Source organism: Bacillus sp. FSL W8-0640 (genome assembly GCF_038007725.1).
Taxonomy (GTDB): Bacteria; Bacillota; Bacilli; order Bacillales; family Bacillaceae_G; genus Bacillus_A; species Bacillus_A cereus.
Window position 1 is genome coordinate 393,257 of sequence record NZ_JBBOXT010000001.1, and the last position, 17,969, is coordinate 411,225.

Here is a 17,969-nt window from a genome sequence, read left to right on the forward strand (position 1 = left end):
GTTTTTTAGTATGTTATTGAAATATTTTATTTGGATGATTAGTTGTGCACCGTATGAATGTATTGTTTTTCGTTCGAAACAAAAGTTACATTATAAAACGTTGCGTAAAAATTGTTTTGCCCGTTCATGTGATGGAGCTGAAAAGAATTGTGCTGGCGGAGCATCTTCTACAATCTTTCCATCATCCATAAAGATGACGCGATCAGCTACATCTCTTGCAAAATTCATTTCATGAGTAACAATAACCATTGTCATCCCTTCTTCAGCAAGTTCTTTCATAACTTGCAATACTTCTCCAACAAGTTCAGGGTCTAAAGCTGAGGTAGGCTCATCAAATAGCATAATCTTAGGGCTCATTGCAAGAGCTCGTGCAATGGCAATGCGCTGTTTTTGACCACCTGAAAGAAGATGAGGAGTTACATCCGCTTTATCTTGAAGGCCGACTTTTTGGAGAAGTTGAGTTCCAATATCCTTTGCATTTGCTTTCTCTAATTTTTTTACGTGAATAGGTGCTTCTATGATGTTTTCTAGTGAGGTCATATGAGGAAAGAGGTTAAAGTGTTGAAAAACCATACCGACATTTTCACGGACTTTATTTAAATTTGAATGCTTTGGATCAATTCGCTCACCTTGTAAGTGAATTTCGCCTTCATCGTACATTTCTAAAAAGTTAAGACAGCGAAGTAATGTACTTTTACCAGAACCACTGGCACCAATTAAAACAACAACTTCTTTTTCTTTTACTTCTAAATCAATTCCTTTTAACACATCAAGTGAACCGAATGATTTTACTAGATTTCGAACTTGAATCATACAAAACCCCCAGTTAAAAATATATTTTACAAATGTTGCCCCTTATTTCTGTTATTAGTCATAAATTGTCAGAATCCTTTATTTTTTTCGTGCAATTTGATATTCAAAGAAATAATTTTTTAAAATCTCTATATCCTTCTATAATGAAAATATGGATAATAATATATAGGTAGTATTTATATTGCTTATAAAAAGGGGGAAAGGGAAGATGGAAAAAGAAAGGAAAACATTTTCTTTTGGATTACGTACACAACTTATGCTATTCACTACAGTTTTAGCTTTCATTACATATTCAACAAGTATCTTTTTTATTTACGTGATATACGATTATTTTCAAAGTTATGTAAGTCAAACTGTATATAATATTATCGTTATGTTATTAGGGGTAGTATGGTCTGGAATTTTAGCATATGGAGCAGCCGTATTTTTAATTAAACCGCTTCGCAAGTTAGAGGAAGCGGCAAGAAAAGCAGCTGAGGGTGATATTCGTGAAGATGTTCCATTACCGAAGACAGATGATGAAATTAAATCTTTAAGTGTTGCATTTAATATGATGTTAGGAAACTTAAGGGGCATGGTAAAAAATATTGATACAACATTTTCGTATACAAATAATCAAGTACAGCAGATTAGAAAACAAACAGGCGAAGCAACGAGACAAGCGCAAGGTGTATCTGAGACACTTGCAGAAATTTCTTCAGGCGCTGAGCAATCAGCGGCATCAATTCAAGCAATTGTTTCTGCTGTTGATACAACGACTTCTATTGCAAGTGAAGTAGAAGAAAAAGCGAAGCAGTCTGATACATTGTCTTCAGAAATGGTTGAAGCTTTAGGGCATAGTACTCGTGTCTTTACGTCTTTAATTCAAGGTATTCAAACATTGGCAAAAGAAAATGAAGATTCAATGCAAAATGTACAGAAGTTAGAAGAACGAATGAAACAAGTAGAACATATTGTGTCTGTTGTGAGTGCGATTGCTAGCCAAACGAATTTATTAGCACTAAATGCTTCTATTGAGGCAGCTCGCGCAGGAGAGCATGGAAGAGGCTTTGCGGTTGTTGCGGAAGAAGTACGTAAACTTGCTGATGAAAGTGATCATTCTGCAAGAAACATATCGCAGTTATTACGGAATATGCAAGATGAAGTACAACAAGTTGCAATGAAAATGACAGAACAAGTGAAAATAGCTAAAGAAGAGGCGAAACGTGGGGAAGCTACGGAATTAATTTTAAAAGAAATGTCATCAAGTGTTATGGAAGTAGCCGATGCAACTCAGCAAATTAGTAGTTATATGAATGAACAAGTGAGCCACATTCATCAAACAGGAGCACAAACAAAAGCTGTAGCAGCAATTGCTGAAGAAACGTCAGCTGGTTCGCAAGAAGTGGCGCGTGTGACGCTACAACAGTCTAAAAATATGATAGTAATCGATCAATTATTAAAGGATTTAGAGAAACAAGCAACTGATTTGAAACAAACAATTGAACGATTTTCAATGTAAAAGGAAGAACAGAATGCTGTTCTTCTCTTTTTTATTTAGCTTGATTTAATATTTACAGTTAAACTATGAACGTTTCCGCAACATTCTTTTCTGTCCCTTTCGGATGAAAATTATAGCGAGCTATAATATTAAAAGGGGTGTCTTTTATGAAAAAAGAAAAAAGACAACGGTTAATTAAACAATTTGTAAAGGAGTATGAAATAGATAAGCAAGAAAGATTAGTAGAATTGTTAGCAAAAAAAGATGTATTAGTAACACAAGCTACGGTTTCTCGCGATATTCGTGAGTTAAACTTAACGAAGGTACCTTCTCAAGAAGGATTAATGATATATAAAGTTTTCTCAGAAGAGCATGTACAAACTGATATAAAGTTAAAGAAAAAATTACGAGAAGTTGTTGTAAAAATTGATTGTGTAGATCAATTAATGGTTATTAAAACATTACCTGGTAATGCACATGTTATTGGTGTTTTATTTGATGAGTTAGATTGGAAAGAAAAAATAGGATGTATATGTGGAAATGATACATGCCTTATAATTTCACAGTCGAAATCAGATAGGGAGATTATAGAAGAAAGATTAAATTTAATTATTTAGATGCAAAAATCCTGTTTTTAATAAAATTAAAAACAGGATTTTTGTTTAAATACGGAAGTTAAATATTCAACATATATGCGTAATATATGTATTTTTTATTGAGAAAGCGAGATAGTTTGTTATAAAAATACATATTCGTATGGTTTTAAAAAAATAACTTGTTTAATATTTCACAATGATAATGTGGATACTTTCACAAAGATGAAAGTGCAGAGCATTTATTATGTACTTGTAAGACATCAAACATATTTAAAAGGAGGTACAACAAATGAAACATCCGATACATGTTACTTCAGAAATTGGGGAATTACAAACGGTTTTATTAAAACGACCGGGTAAAGAAGTGGAAAACTTGACGCCAGATTATTTGCAGCAATTATTATTTGACGATATTCCATACTTACCAATTATTCAAAAAGAGCATGATTATTTTGCACAAACGTTACGCAATCGGGGTGTTGAAGTTCTTTATTTAGAAAAACTAGCCGCTGAGGCGTTAGTAGATAAAAAACTTCGAGAAGAATTTGTTGATCGTATTTTAAAAGAAGGACAGGCCGACGTAAATGTTGCACATCAAACTTTAAAAGAATATTTACTTTCCTTTTCAAATGAAGAATTAATTCAAAAAATTATGGGCGGTGTACGGAAAAACGAAATTGAAACAAGTAAGAAGACACATTTATATGAATTAATGGAAGATCACTATCCGTTTTACTTAGATCCAATGCCTAATTTATATTTTACTCGTGATCCAGCAGCTAGCGTGGGCGATGGCTTAACGATAAATAAGATGAGAGAACCAGCGCGTAGACGTGAATCATTATTCATGGAGTACATCATTAAATATCATCCAAGATTTGCAAAACATAATGTACCAATCTGGTTAGATCGTGATTATAAATTTCCAATTGAAGGTGGCGACGAGCTAATTTTAAATGAAGAAACAATTGCGATTGGAGTATCTGCTCGTACTTCAGCTAAAGCAATTGAACGTTTAGCTAAAAATCTCTTTAGCCGACAAAATAAAATTAAGAAAGTGTTAGCAATAGAAATTCCAAAATGTCGAGCATTTATGCATTTAGATACAGTATTTACAATGGTTGATTATGACAAGTTTACAATTCACCCAGCCATTCAAGGGCCAAAAGGGAATATGAATATTTATATTTTAGAAAAAGGATCAGATGAGGAAACTCTTAAAATTACACATCGTACTTCTTTAATGGAAGCATTAAAAGAGGTATTAGGCTTAAGTGAATTAGTTCTTATTCCATGTGGAGGAGGAGATGTAATTGCTTCTGCTCGTGAACAATGGAATGATGGCTCGAACACATTAGCAATCGCGCCAGGTGTAGTTGTTACATATGATCGCAACTATGTATCTAATACGTTATTACGGGAACACGGTATAGAAGTGATTGAGGTGCTAAGTTCGGAATTATCTCGTGGTCGTGGGGGTCCACGTTGCATGAGTATGCCAATTGTTCGTAAAGATATTTAGTATAAATAACGGAGAAAGTAGGGATGAATTATGTTAATGACTAGACCAAATTTAAAAGGAAGAAGCTTTCTAGCAGAAAAAGATTTTACACAAGAAGAATTATTATATTTTCTAGATTTGGCAGCAGAATTAAAAGAGAAAAAGAAAAATGGTATTCCGCATCATTATTTAGAAGGTAAAAATGTAGCGCTCTTATTTGAAAAAACTTCTACTCGTACACGTTGTGCATTTACAGTAGCATGTACAGATTTAGGAGCAAATCCTGAATATTTAGGGAAAGGTGATATTCAACTTGGGAAAAAAGAATCTGTAGAGGATACAGCAAAAGTGTTAGGGCGTATGTTTGACGGAATTGAGTTTCGTGGATTTAATCATGAAACCGTAGAATCTTTAGCACAAAATTCTGGTGTGCCGGTTTGGAATGGATTAACAGATATGTGGCATCCAACACAAACACTAGCAGATTTATTAACAATTAGAGAACATATAGGGAAATTGAAAAATGTGAAGCTCGTTTACGTTGGCGATGGACGAAATAATGTTGCTAATAGCTTACTAGTTGGTGGAGCAATCGTTGGAATGGATGTACGTATTTGTACACCGGAATCTTTATGGCCTGCACAAGAAGTAATTGATTTAGCAAAAAAATATAATGAACAGGTAATGATAACAAGTAATGTGGAAGAAGCTGTTGCGAATGCAGATGTAATTTATACAGATGTATGGGTGTCTATGGGGGAAGAAGAAAAATTTGCTGAACGTGTCGAGTTATTGAAACCTTATCAAGTAAATATGAAAATGATTAAAGCAACAGGGAATGAAAACGTGATTTTCTTACATTGTTTACCTGCATTTCATGATGTTGAAACGATGTATGGCGAAGAAGTTTATGAGAAATATGGGTTGAAAGAAATGGAGGTAACTGACGAAGTATTCCGCAGTAAACATTCAAAAGTATTTGATCAAGCTGAAAATAGAATGCATACAATTAAAGCGGTTATGGCAGCTACTTTAGGAAATATGGAGTAAAGAAGAAAGGGAGTCTTCCTTTCTTCTTTCTCCTCCTTTAGACACTATCATTCACTATTGCTTTTGTATTGTTATTGCAATTTAAGAGAGGTGAGTGGAATGGGTGAAGATAAGAAATTAGGGTTGTTTACACTAACGGCTCTTGTAGTTGGGTCTATGATTGGCGGTGGAGCCTTTAATTTAGCGAGTGATATGGCAAAAGGTGCTGGTGCTGGAGCCATTATTATTGGCTGGGTTATAACAGGAATTGGGATGATTGCACTTGGATTATCTTTTCAAAATCTAACTGTAAAACGGCCAGATTTAGATGGTGGTATTTTTAGCTATGCAAAAGCAGGATTTGGTAATTTCATGGGATTTAATAGTGCGTGGGGATACTGGCTATCTGCTTGGCTTGGGAATGTAGCTTACGGTACATTATTGTTTTCTTCATTAGGATATTTCTTCCCAATCTTTGAAGGCGGGCAAAATGTAGCGTCCATTATTGGTGCAAGCGTATTATTATGGTGTGTTCACATGTTAATTTTACGTGGAGTTCAATCAGCAGCACTTGTGAATTTAGTAACTACAATCGCAAAATTAGTACCTGTATTTGTATTTATTGTCATAGGAATCTTCGCGTTTCATATTGATACGTTCTTAGATGGATTTTGGGGGCAAACTGGTTCTTTTTCATGGGGAGCAGTTGGCAGCCAAGTTAAAAGTACAATGCTTGTAACTTTATGGGTATTTATTGGGGTAGAAGGGGCTGTTGTTTTATCCAGTCGAGCAAAAAATAGAAGTGATGTAGGGAAAGCAACCGTTATTGGCTTAATTGGTACACTCATCATTTACATTTTAATCACATTATTGTCTCTTGGACTTATGCAGCAAGCAGATATTGCAGGTTTGAAAAATCCGGCTATGGCTTATTTATTTGAAAGTGTTGTTGGAAAATGGGGTGCTATCTTTATTAATTTAGGTTTGGTCATCTCTGTATTAGGTGCTTGGTTAGGTTGGACTTTGCTCGCTTCTGAAATTCCATATTTAGCGGCTAAAGATGGAGTATTTCCAAAATGGTTCGCAAAAGAAAATAAAAATAAGGCTCCAGTAAATTCATTATGGATAACAAATGGTTTAATACAAATGTTCTTGTTAACATTCGTCGTTTCTGATCAGGCGTATAACTTTGCATTCTCTTTAGCATCTTCAGCTATTTTAATCCCATATGCTTTTTCAGCGTTTTATCAACTGAAGCATAGCTTAAAGTCTGAAGAAGCAGATCGAAATAAAAATATAATAATTGGCTTGATAGCAAGTATTTATGGCGTGTGGCTAGTTTATGCAGCTGGTTTAGAGTATTTATTATTAACAATGACTTTATATGCGCCAGGTATTTTTATTTTTTACAATGTTCAAAAGCAAAAGAGTTCGAAGCAAATATTTACTCGAGTGGAATTAGCATCATCCGTAGCAATTGGTGCTTTAGCATTCTTTGCGATTTATGGATTAATTACAGGCAGTATTACTTTATAAAGCGCTGTGAAAGCGAAATCAACTGGAGGGCTGGAATATGGCACGAAGAAAAATTGTAGTTGCACTAGGGGGAAATGCGATACAGTCTGGAGAAGCTACTGCGGGAGCGCAGCAAGAAGCGTTGGAAAAAACGGCAGAACAACTTGTGAAAATAATGGAAAATGATGTGGATATAGTAATTGCGCATGGAAATGGCCCACAAGTGGGGAATATTTTATTACAGCAAAAAGCTGCAGAAACGGAAAAGACACCTGCAATGCCATTAGATACTTGTGGGGCAATGAGCCAAGGAATGATTGGATATTGGATGGAAAATGCGATTGAAAAGGCATTGAAAAAACGGAATATAAAAAAAGACGTAGCAACGGTTATAACACGCGTTGTTGTGGATAAAAAAGATGAGGCATTTAAAAATCCAACTAAACCAATCGGTCCTTTTTATACAGAAGAAGAGGCCAGAAGATTAATGGATGAAACAAAAGCAGTGTTTAAAGAAGATGCTGGTAGAGGATGGAGACGTGTTGTTCCATCACCGAAGCCTGTAAGTATTCATGAACATAAAGTGATTAATTCTTTGGTCGAAGATGGAAATATAGTGATAGCTGTTGGCGGAGGTGGAATTCCAGTAATTGATTCCGAAGAAGGGCTAAAAGGAACTGAAGCGGTTATCGATAAAGATTTCGCTGCACAGAAATTAGCAGAATTAGTAGATGCCGATACGCTCGTTATTTTAACTGCAGTTGATCATGTGTATGTAAATTATAATCAACCGAATCAAAAAAAATTAGAGCATGTCACAGTGAATCAATTAGAAGAATATATTGAAGAACAACAATTCGCTGCGGGAAGCATGCTTCCGAAAATTGAAGCTGCTATTAATTTTGTTAATACAAATCCAAAAAGAAAAACAATTATTACGTCTTTAGAAAAAGTATATGAAGCACTAGAAGAAAAAGCTGGTACTATTATTTCAAAACAGAATGTATGCATGTATGTTTAAATTCTTATGTACGCTACTTAGTAGTAAAAAAGAATGGAGTTAGTAACTTCATTCTTTTTATTTATTAATATTTTTTGTACTCATTGTTCATAAAGTTTTCATGATGAAATCTGAATATGTAAGTTAATTATGATAAAATTCAAATTGAATACGCTTTCTTGATTTTTTCGCTCCAACATACAGCAAGAGAGAGGGAATTTTATGAATAGACGGAACGTAGTGAAAGACTTAAAGCAGTTCGAATTATTTGCTCATTTAACAGAAAAAAAATTGAAAGGCTTAACAGAGTTTGTTTATTGGCGAACTTATAAAAAAGGTCAATTTTTATTTTTAGAAGGGGATTCAAGAGAAAGAATTTACTTCATGTTAGATGGTTTTGTAAAGTTAGAGCGGGTTAATCAAAATGGGAACTTATTATACGATGACTATGTGAAGCGATATTCTATTTTTCCTTATGGTGGTATGTTTACAGACAGAGGATATAACTATACAGCAGAAGCAATGACGGATGTGGAGGTATATTATATTCCAACGGTAATCTTTGAAGATATGGTAAAGTCCAGCAGAACGCAATTGATGTACGTTGTTCAGCAATTATCATCTATATTAAAATTGAACGAAAATCGAGTGCAAAATATTACAATTCCTAATGCACAAGATCGTGTTATCCAAACGTTAAATTATTTAATGCAGGATTTAGGAGAACAGAGTGGAGAAAAGATTGTAATTTCATGTCCACTTACAACAATTGAAATATCTAAAATATCTGGAACATCTCGAGAGACAGTTAGCAGCGTATTAAAACAATTAAAAAATGATAGCATTGTTACAATTTTAGATAAAAAAATTACAATACATGATCCAACATATTTTGAAGAAATCTCTATGTGAAAATTGTATATTGATTTTTTAATTCATAGTGTATATTAATAAGGTTCTTTATATATTTATAAGGAACTTTTTTACGTTATCCTCTATAAAAAGATTGTATAGTATGGTAATAATAGCTAAAATCGATAATAAAATACAAAGTGAAGGGGAGAAAGAATGATTCGTATTGAGTATGATCGATTAGTAGCTATTTGTTACAGTATAGGGGTTTTGTTATTATTAAAAATTCCAAATGATAATGAATTAATTGGGGAAAAACTATTCAATGTCTATAAGGTTCCGATACATACGTATGTTTATATGGATTATAAAGTCTCAAATATATTGATTGTTTCTTTCATACTACATGTAATTGCATTTATATTATTTTTAAAATGGCTAGGAAAAAAGGAGTCTAGTACATTTAGAAAAACGAATAAGATAAAAGTAGTAGGCATTAGTATTTTGATTGTAATGATGCCGTTTATTTTAAATACAATCCTCCAGACATTGAATAAAACATGGTACTACGCAGGAAAAACAGGGGTAGAAGCAATAGAATATAAAAAAGAAGATAGCCAGTGTAGAATGGAGAAAAATGGAGAGAATATCCAACCGAAGTGCATTGTTACTTTAAAAAATTATCGTAATCATTCACAAGCATTAAAAGTTGTTTTATACGATAATGCAAACGAGAATTCAAAAAGCTATCCAGTACCGAAACCAGTCTATTTACAAAAACATGAGACAAAGCAATTCGAATTTCAAGTTCCTGTTTCTTATAATAGAGGTATTGAAAAAGATAAAGTACCAAATATTAAATTACATTCATTGCATGAAAATGATACGAAATACAATTAATCTGTAAGTAAAAGTTTATGAGTAGGAGCAAGAATTTGAAACGATATAGAAAATCAACTTGAATCATCCAACATACTGCGAGGTAACGGTATATTGGATGATTTTTTTATGTTATCCCCTTTTTTCACGTATGAAAAGGAGGAATACTTTGTTGGAAATGAAAAACATCACAAGGATCATACATGGTTTTTACTTTACGTAATCTGTGAAAGTTAGAGCCATAATAACTAGTTTGCCAATTTTTAATATCGATATCGGGCCAGTTCACATAGTCACCTAGTGTATAAGGATCTAAGCTTTCTCGTAAACCTTTAACCCAGCGTATATTTCGATTTTCTTCATCATCGCATTTCCAAGAGGTAATGTATTCTTGAGCAATAATTGCTTTACGATGAAAATAAGCCGTTTTATTCGGCGAAATATTTTCAACAGCACCTATGAGCGATTGATGCCAAATACTAGCATCTTTATTCGGTGCATGAGAAAGAAAGTATTGCATGATTTGAATGCCTTTAAGGGGAATAGGTTTATAGACATAGGAACCAGAGCGCTTGAAATTTTCAGGGATGTTACCGCCATTAAAAAATTCAACAGCCTTTATATAAGGAACTTCTTCTATAAAGAGAGAGGGGCTACCAGTTTCAAGAAGAGGTGAAGAATGAGATTTACCTTTGTGAGAAATAAATAAAGCATAAGAATAAAGAATCTACATAGAGTTCAATGAAAACAGTTGCAAACTGTTCATATTTTGTTATGATAGTGTTACGAAAACGTTTGCATAAAATTCCGATGGGATGCAAAAGGAGAGAATGACTATGAATAAGACATGGTGGAAAGAAGCGGTTGCTTATCAAATTTATCCACGAAGCTTTATGGATTCAAATGGTGATGGTATTGGAGATTTACAAGGTATTATTGCAAAACTGGATTATTTAAAAGATTTAGGTATAGATGTAATTTGGATTTGTCCAATGTATAAGTCGCCTAATGATGATAATGGTTATGATATTAGTGATTATCAAGATATTATGGATGAGTTTGGTACAATGGCAGACTTTGATGCTTTACTAGATGAAGTTCATAAGCGTGATATGAAGCTTATTATTGATTTAGTTATTAATCATACGAGTGATGAACATCCATGGTTTATTGAATCACGTTCATCTAAAGATAATCCGAAGCGTGATTGGTATATTTGGCATGATGGTAAAGATGGTGCGGAGCCAAACAACTGGGAAAGTATTTTTAATGGTTCGGCATGGGAATATGATGAAGAAACAGAACAATATTATTTACATCTATTCTCACGTAAACAACCAGATTTAAACTGGGAGAATAAAGAAGTTCGCGAAGTACTATATGATACGGTTAATTGGTGGCTTGATAAAGGTATTGATGGTTTCCGCGTTGATGCGATCAGTCATATTAAAAAAGAAGAAGGCCTCAAGGATATGCCAAATCCAAAAGAGTTAAAATATGTGCCATCTTTTGATAAACATATGAATGTGAAAGGTATTCAACCTTTATTAGAAGAGCTAAAAGAAAATACATTCTCTAAGTACGATATTATGACTGTTGGTGAAGCAAATGGTGTTAAGATTGAAGATGCTGAGCTATGGGTTGGAGAAGAGCAAGGTAAGTTCAATATGGTATTCCAATTTGAACATTTAAGTTTATGGGATGCAGAGAAGAAGAAAGACCTTGATGTTGTAGGATTGAAAAAAGTATTAACGAAATGGCAAAAAGGATTAGAAAATAAAGGATGGAACGCTTTATATATTGAGAATCACGATAAACCACGTATCGTTTCAACATGGGGAGATGATAAACAATATTGGCGTGAAAGTGCAACAGCTCTAGGGGCGATGTATTTCTTTATGCACGGTACACCGTTTATTTATCAAGGCCAAGAAATTGGTATGACAAATGTTCAGTTACCAAATATTGAAGATTACGATGATGTAGCAATTAAAAATTTATATCGCGAGAAAATTGCAGAGGGCGTACCACATCAAGATATGATGGAGATTATATGGGCTTCTTGCCGCGATAATTCACGTACACCTATGCAGTGGAATGATGAGATGAATGCTGGTTTCACAACAAGTACACCTTGGTTTAGCATGAATCCAAATTACAAAGAAATTAATGTTGAAAAGCAAAAAAATGAAGAAAAGTCTATTTTCAATTTCTATAAGAAAATGATTGCCCTGAAAAAAGAGCACGATGTACTGAACTATGGTACGTACGATTTACTTTTAGAAGACGATCCACAAATTTATGCATATACACGTACGTTACAGGATGAAAAAGTCATTGTAATTAGTAATATCTCAAAAGAGGAAGCTGTGTATAATGAGGGTTCATTTGCACTAGAACGCAAACGTTTGCTTTTAAATAACTATGAAGTTGCGGAACATGAAGAAGTAACAACAATTGCTTTAAAACCTTATGAAACAAGGGTTTATCGCATTTCATAATAAAAAAGGATGCTCTTTGAGCATCTTTTTTTATGAAAAAAAATAAATTTCTATTGCAAAGTGAAAACGCTTTTATTAAAATAGATTTATGAAAACGGTTGCGTAAAAAGAAAAATGATATGAGGAATCGTTTTCATAAAAGGGACAGAAATTATAATTTAAATCATTATGTTGTTATAAATAAAGGGGAGGAAGAACAGATGAAAATTACGTCTTTTGATTTTTGGCAAAAGTTCGGGAAAGCTTTATTAGTTGTTGTAGCCGTAATGCCAGCAGCTGGTTTAATGATTTCCATCGGTAAGTTAATTGGTATGTCTGCTGGGGATGTTAACGCAGTTCATACAATCGCTCGCGTAATGGAAGACATCGGTTGGGCAATCATTACAAATCTACACATCTTATTCGCAGTAGCAATTGGGGGATCTTGGGCGAAAGATCGCGCGGGTGGTGCATTTGCAGCGCTATTAGCATTCGTCTTAACAAACCGAATTACAGGAGCTATATTTGGCGTAAACGCTGAAATGTTAGCGGATTCAAAAGCGAAAGTTTCTTCAGTAATAGCGGGAGATTTAATTGTAAAAGATTACTTTACTTCTGTACTTGGTGCACCTGCATTAAACATGGGAGTGTTCGTAGGGATCATCACAGGTTTCTTAGGAGCTACTTTATATAACAAATATTATAACTATAATAAACTGCCACAGGCATTAGCATTCTTTAATGGAAAACGATTTGTACCATTCGTTGTAATTCTTTGGTCTACAGTTACTGCGATTGTATTATCACTTCTATGGCCATTCATCCAAAGTGGGTTAAATGAATTTGGTCGCTGGATTGCAGCTTCAAAAGATAGCGCACCAGTTGTTGCACCGTTTGTATATGGAACGTTAGAGCGTTTATTATTACCATTTGGTTTACACCATATGTTAACGATTCCGATGAACTATACAGAGCTAGGCGGAACATATACGATGTTAACTGGTTCAAAAGTTGGACAAGTTGTAGCAGGACAAGATCCATTATGGCTTGCATGGATTACAGATTTAAATAATTTACTAGCAAATGGAGATACGAAGGCATATAACGATTTATTAAATAACGTTGTACCAGCTCGTTTCAAAGCTGGACAAGTTATCGGCTCAACAGCAGCGTTAATGGGGATTGCATTTGCGATGTTCCGTAACGTGGATAAAGAAAAGCGTGCAAAATATAAACCAATGTTTTTATCAGCAGCATTAGCAGTATTCTTAACAGGTGTAACAGAACCAATTGAATTCATGTTCATGTTTATTGCTCCAGTATTATATGTTGTATATGCTATTACAACAGGACTTGCATTCGCGCTAGCCGATTTAATTAACTTACGTGTTCATGCATTTGGATTTATTGAGTTAATTACTCGTACACCAATGATGGTTAACGCAGGTTTAACAAGAGACTTAATCAACTTTGTTATTGTTTCATTAGTGTTCTTCGGTCTTAACTTTACACTATTTAATTTCTTAATTAAAAAATTCAATTTACCAACACCAGGGCGTGCAGGTAACTATATTGATAATGAAGATGAGGCATCAGAAGGAACAGGAAATGTACAAGACGGTTCACTAGCAACAAAAGTTATCGATTTATTAGGTGGAAAAGAAAATATTGCTGACGTAGATGCTTGTATGACACGCTTACGTGTAACAGTAAAAGATTTAGATGTTGTTGCACCAGAAGCACAGTGGAAACAAAATGGTGCTTTAGGACTTATTGTAAAAGATAAAGGTGTACAAGCGGTATATGGTCCGAAAGCTGACGTGTTAAAGTCAGACATTCAAGATATGTTAGGTGCGTAATAATATGAAATTGCTAACTTTAAACTGTCATTCTTGGCAAGAAGAGAATCAAATAGAAAAGATACAATACCTTGCTAAAGTAATTCAAGAAGAAGAGTACGATGTCATCGCATTGCAAGAAGTAAGTCAGTCCATACAAGCTGAAAATGTATGCGGTAACAAGAAAGAAGATAATTTTGGACTTTTACTATTAGAAGAGTTAAAAGCGCTACATGTAAAAGATTACAATATTACTTGGGATTTCTCTCATATTGGTTATGACGTGTATGAAGAAGGATTAGCGATTATAACGAAGCATAATATTATAAAAGAAGATACGTTCTTCATTTCAGAAAACGAGGATACAACGTATTGGAAAACACGTAAAATTGTAAGTACAACAATTGCTTATAATGGTAAGGATATAACGTTTTACTCTTGCCATCTCGGTTGGTGGAATGATGAAGAAGAGTCATTCAAAGGTCAAGTTGATCGTTTGATGGAGCGTGTAGATAGCAATAAGCTCGCCTTCTTAATGGGGGATTTTAATAACAATGCTCGGTTGGAAGGCGAAGGTTATGAGTATATGATGCAAAAAGGGTTGTATGACACATATGAATTAGCAATAGAGAAGGATGAAGGAACGACTGTCCAAGGTGAGATTGCTGGTTGGGATGAAAATAAACATAATTTGCGAATCGATCTAATATTGTGTAACCAAAGTAAAAAAGTTCATTCTTCAAAAGTTATTTTTAATGGTACAAACAGAAATGTAATTTCAGATCATTTCGGTGTAGAGGTTCAATTGGATATATAATAGAAGAAATCCTCACAGAGAATAAAAGCTGTGAGGATTTTTTTTAGGAATACAAGTATTTCCAAGAGAAAATACTTGTATTTTTTATGACATTTCATATATATTTGTTATTATTGAATGTAAAACCGATTTGGTCATTTTGTATTCATACTTTCACTCACTTCGTTATATAATGAAGTAAGTGAAAGTTAATGGGAAAAAATAGTACGTTTTTGGTTAATACACGATGTAGAAAGTGATATAATTGCAAAATGCATGTATCATTTTCTAAAGAAGGAAAAATATATAATTAGGTGATAACTTCTATGAAACAAATTTGGCGTATTTATAAGACAGATTTACGGAATGTAGCCAAACATTGGGCTGCAATTGTTATTGTTTTAGGATTAATGATTTTACCATCGTTATATGCATGGTTTAACATTAAAGCTTCTTGGGATCCGTATGGAAATACAAAAGAGGTTCCCATTGCAGTTTCTAACCAAGATGCAGGTTCTAATTTAAGAGGGAAAGATATTAATATCGGGAAAGAGATTGTAGACTCCCTTAAGAAAAACAAAAATCTTGGCTGGAAATTTGTAGATGAAAAACAAGCAATTTACGGAGTTGAGCGTGGGGATTATTATGCAAGTATTACGATTCCAAAAGACTTCTCTGAAAAAATCGCAACTGTTCTGGATGAAAATCCGAAAAAACCAGAACTGGATTACTATGTGAATGAAAAAGTAAACGCGATTGCACCGAAGATTACAGCAAAAGGTGCATCAGGTATTACAGAAGAAATTAGTAAAAACTTTGTTAAAACAGCAAACGGTGAGATTTTTAAAATTTTCAATGACCTTGGAATCGATTTAGAAACAAACTTACCAAGTATCGAAAAAGTAAAAGATCTTGTATTTAAGTTAGAAGCGCAGTTCCCAGAAATGAATACACTCATGGATAAGGCGTTAGATGATGCGACTCGAGCAGAAGATATTGTGAAAGTGGCGCAGAAAGATTTACCTGTTGTAGAGAGTGTAATAAATGATGGGCAGGAAGCATTGGCGAATTTAGATAAGTTCTTTGCAAGACAAGATCAAACATTAAAAAACGCTCCAGGAACGATAAGAAATGATTTAGTAGCAGCAAAAGGCGTTATGGATAGTGCAGCTGTATTTACTAACTTTTTAATGAATCCAGGTGTGGATTTAAATATTCCTGATTTCTCTGGAATGAATGGATTACCTGAATTCCCTGCAAGACCGGACCTTTCTAAGTTGAATAATGACGGATATAAAAGTATAGCGCAAAATATTAATCAAACAGTAAATAATGTTTTAAGCTCATCACGTGCAGGAACAGCTTATGGGAAAAGTGTTTTAAATGGATTGCAAAATGGTCAGTTTGATCCAGAACAAGCAAAGAAAGATTTAAATGCAGTATCAAATCAATTGCAAGCTCGTACAGAAGGTATTTCGTATCTTATTAATGTATTTACTGAACTTCAAAACTCAGCGACGACTGATTTTGGAAAAAGCTTTTTCCAAGGGCGAGTGGATCGCCTAACTAAGCTGAAAAGTGGTATGGAAAATGCAAACAACGGTATTAAAGATATTGTAAATGTTATCGGTACAGGACAAGAAGTAAAGAAAGATGTAACAGATGTAGCAAATCAAAAATTAGATGCAGCAAATGCATTAATTGATCAAGCTGAAAAAGATTATAATGAAACGTTTGTAGCAGATTATAAAAAAGCAGTTAGCACAGTAGATCAAGCGAAAGCTAATGCGAATGAAATATACGATAATGCAAAAGCTGATTATGATAAAGCGAAAAATGGTCTAGAAAGTACTAAATCTAGTGTCCAAAAAGCACTAGAGGATGTACAAAACAAAGGTATTAATGGTTTAGAAGGTTCGAAGGAAGCCTTGAAAAGCTTAAATGGTCAATTCCAATCTGGAATCGGTTTAATTGATGATATGATTCCAGTTCTAGAAAGTACAAATAAGGTTTTAGCGGATGTAAATAGTGATAAAAACCTTAATAATGGAATCGCAAAATTAAACAAAGCGAAAAGCAGCTTACAAAAAGGTGTAGAGGCAACGAATAAGGGAATTACACTTCTTAACAATGGCCAGAAACCTACAAAAGATGTAATTGAAAGTATTAACAACGCTGCGAAGGGCGGATCAGCTCAATTAACAGATGTATTATCGACGTATGATTCAGAAATTGTACCTAATTTCAATACAGCAATTGCTCGTACAAAAGAGATGTCGAAAAATACAACTCAAATTTTAAATGATGCAGACAAAAAGCTTCCAGATGTTAAAAAATTACTAGAAGATTCATCAAAAGGCTTAGTAGACGGTAGAAAGAAATTAGTAGACATTAAAGCTGAAATGCCGGAGACTGAGAAAAAGATTAAAGAATTAGCAGATAAAATTCGTGATTTTGAATCTGAAGAGGATTTAAAAGACATCATACGCTTATTGAAAAACGATGTTGAGAAGCAAAGTGATTACTTTGCGAATCCAGTAAATTTAAAAGAAAATAAATTATTTGCGATGCCGAACTACGGTTCAGCGATGTCACCATTCTATACAGTGCTTGCATTATGGGTAGGCGCATTATTAATGGTTTCATTATTAACGGTAGAAGTACACGAAGAGGGCGCGAATTATAAGAGCCATGAAATTTACTTCGGACGTTTATTAACATTCTTAACGATAGGTCTTTCACAAGCGTTTATCGTATCGATGGGAGATATATTCTTACTCGGTACGTACGTAGTCGATAAGTTCTGGTTTGTGTTATTTAGTTTATTTATTGGTGGAGTCTTCGTTTGTATCGTATACTCACTCGTTTCTATTTTCGGAAACGTTGGGAAATCGATGGCGATTATTTTACTTGTACTACAAGTAGCAGGATCGGGCGGAACATTCCCAATCCAAATGACACCAGCGTTCTTCCAAGCGATTTATCCGTTCTTACCATTCACATACGCAATTAGCGCAATTCGTGAAACAGTTGGTGGAATGCTTTGGGATATCGTAACGCGAGATTTACTTGTGTTAAGTGCTTTCGTAGTAGTTATGATTGTTGCTGCGTTATTACTGAAAACACCAATTAACAAATCAAGTGAAAAATTTGTTGAGAATGCAAAAGGAAGTAAAATCATTCACTAAAA

The 17,969-nt window shown here is 34.0% G+C and carries 12 protein-coding genes and 3 pseudogenes; 13 read left to right on the forward strand and 2 right to left on the reverse strand.

Features of this window, described 5'->3' with window-relative positions:
- Positions 1-90 precede the first annotated feature (90 nt).
- Positions 91-813, reverse strand: coding sequence for an amino acid ABC transporter ATP-binding protein (locus N2V80_RS02095; RefSeq protein WP_000616925.1), 723 nt, complete (start codon positions 811-813; stop codon positions 91-93).
- Between the two features lie 373 nt (positions 814-1,186).
- On the opposite strand from N2V80_RS02095, the pseudogene N2V80_RS30450 reads away from it, so the two are divergent.
- The 9 genes and pseudogenes from N2V80_RS30450 to N2V80_RS02135 all read left to right on the forward strand — a co-directional run.
- A pseudogene (locus tag N2V80_RS30450) lies at positions 1,187-1,372 on the forward strand (HAMP domain-containing protein); the annotation flags it as partial.
- A 369-nt stretch (positions 1,373-1,741) separates the two neighbouring features.
- Positions 1,742-2,314 (forward strand): annotated as a pseudogene (locus tag N2V80_RS30455) (methyl-accepting chemotaxis protein); the annotation flags it as partial.
- Between the two features lie 146 nt (positions 2,315-2,460).
- A complete protein-coding gene (gene argR, locus N2V80_RS02105; RefSeq protein WP_000711827.1) occupies positions 2,461-2,910 on the forward strand; it encodes an arginine repressor in 450 nt (149 codons plus the stop codon).
- Positions 2,911-3,178: 268 nt separating this feature from the next.
- The gene (gene arcA, locus N2V80_RS02110; RefSeq protein WP_000682331.1) at positions 3,179-4,411 is read left to right on the forward strand and encodes an arginine deiminase; all 1,233 of its coding nucleotides are present in this window, start codon (positions 3,179-3,181) and stop codon (positions 4,409-4,411) included.
- A gap of 30 nt (positions 4,412-4,441) precedes the next feature.
- Positions 4,442-5,440, forward strand: coding sequence for an ornithine carbamoyltransferase (gene argF / locus N2V80_RS02115; RefSeq protein WP_000930289.1), 999 nt, complete (start codon positions 4,442-4,444; stop codon positions 5,438-5,440).
- Between the two features lie 99 nt (positions 5,441-5,539).
- Entirely contained in the window at positions 5,540-6,955 is a 1,416-nt protein-coding gene (gene arcD / locus N2V80_RS02120; RefSeq protein ID WP_000503399.1) for an arginine-ornithine antiporter, read from the forward strand.
- A gap of 37 nt (positions 6,956-6,992) precedes the next feature.
- On the forward strand, positions 6,993-7,955 hold the full coding sequence (gene arcC, locus N2V80_RS02125; RefSeq protein ID WP_000113948.1) for a carbamate kinase: 963 nt from the start codon (positions 6,993-6,995) through the stop codon (positions 7,953-7,955).
- 201 nt (positions 7,956-8,156) lie between these two features.
- Complete coding sequence (locus N2V80_RS02130) at positions 8,157-8,846, forward strand: Crp/Fnr family transcriptional regulator (RefSeq protein WP_001081905.1); 690 nt, start codon at positions 8,157-8,159, stop codon at positions 8,844-8,846.
- Positions 8,847-9,002: 156 nt separating this feature from the next.
- Positions 9,003-9,686, forward strand: a complete 684-nt coding sequence (locus N2V80_RS02135; protein WP_000619194.1) for a hypothetical protein — start codon at positions 9,003-9,005, stop codon at positions 9,684-9,686.
- 124 nt (positions 9,687-9,810) lie between these two features.
- Here N2V80_RS02135 and N2V80_RS02140 read toward each other — a convergent pair.
- Positions 9,811-10,347: pseudogene (locus tag N2V80_RS02140) on the reverse strand (BBE domain-containing protein); the annotation flags it as partial.
- Between the two features lie 154 nt (positions 10,348-10,501).
- Between N2V80_RS02140 and N2V80_RS02145 the strand changes: the two are divergent.
- From N2V80_RS02145 to N2V80_RS02160, 4 genes are all read left to right on the forward strand, one after another.
- Positions 10,502-12,166 (forward strand): glycoside hydrolase family 13 protein, encoded by a 1,665-nt coding sequence (locus N2V80_RS02145; protein WP_001044703.1) that lies wholly within the window; start codon positions 10,502-10,504, stop codon positions 12,164-12,166.
- Between the two features lie 200 nt (positions 12,167-12,366).
- Complete coding sequence (locus N2V80_RS02150; RefSeq protein ID WP_000705560.1) at positions 12,367-14,004, forward strand: PTS transporter subunit IIBC; 1,638 nt, start codon at positions 12,367-12,369, stop codon at positions 14,002-14,004.
- A 4-nt stretch (positions 14,005-14,008) separates the two neighbouring features.
- A complete protein-coding gene (locus N2V80_RS02155; protein WP_000771987.1) occupies positions 14,009-14,800 on the forward strand; it encodes an endonuclease/exonuclease/phosphatase family protein in 792 nt (263 codons plus the stop codon).
- A gap of 305 nt (positions 14,801-15,105) precedes the next feature.
- Positions 15,106-17,967, forward strand: a complete 2,862-nt coding sequence (locus N2V80_RS02160) for a YhgE/Pip domain-containing protein (RefSeq protein ID WP_000810074.1) — start codon at positions 15,106-15,108, stop codon at positions 17,965-17,967.
- The last annotated feature ends 2 nt before the right edge of the window (positions 17,968-17,969 follow it).

Bases quoted from the DNA above. Each gene is read 5' to 3' on its own strand.
- N2V80_RS02095 (WP_000616925.1), bottom strand. From the start codon at position 813: ATGATTCAAGTTCGAAATCTAGTAAAATCATTCGGTTCACTTGATGTG.
- argR (WP_000711827.1), top strand. From the start codon at position 2,461: ATGAAAAAAGAAAAAAGACAACGGTTAATTAAACAATTTGTAAAGGAG.
- arcA (WP_000682331.1), top strand. From the start codon at position 3,179: ATGAAACATCCGATACATGTTACTTCAGAAATTGGGGAATTACAAACG.
- argF (WP_000930289.1), top strand. From the start codon at position 4,442: ATGTTAATGACTAGACCAAATTTAAAAGGAAGAAGCTTTCTAGCAGAA.
- arcD (WP_000503399.1), top strand. From the start codon at position 5,540: ATGGGTGAAGATAAGAAATTAGGGTTGTTTACACTAACGGCTCTTGTA.
- arcC (WP_000113948.1), top strand. From the start codon at position 6,993: ATGGCACGAAGAAAAATTGTAGTTGCACTAGGGGGAAATGCGATACAG.
- N2V80_RS02130 (WP_001081905.1), top strand. From the start codon at position 8,157: ATGAATAGACGGAACGTAGTGAAAGACTTAAAGCAGTTCGAATTATTT.
- N2V80_RS02135 (WP_000619194.1), top strand. From the start codon at position 9,003: ATGATTCGTATTGAGTATGATCGATTAGTAGCTATTTGTTACAGTATA.
- N2V80_RS02145 (WP_001044703.1), top strand. From the start codon at position 10,502: ATGAATAAGACATGGTGGAAAGAAGCGGTTGCTTATCAAATTTATCCA.
- N2V80_RS02150 (WP_000705560.1), top strand. From the start codon at position 12,367: ATGAAAATTACGTCTTTTGATTTTTGGCAAAAGTTCGGGAAAGCTTTA.
- N2V80_RS02155 (WP_000771987.1), top strand. From the start codon at position 14,009: ATGAAATTGCTAACTTTAAACTGTCATTCTTGGCAAGAAGAGAATCAA.
- N2V80_RS02160 (WP_000810074.1), top strand. From the start codon at position 15,106: ATGAAACAAATTTGGCGTATTTATAAGACAGATTTACGGAATGTAGCC.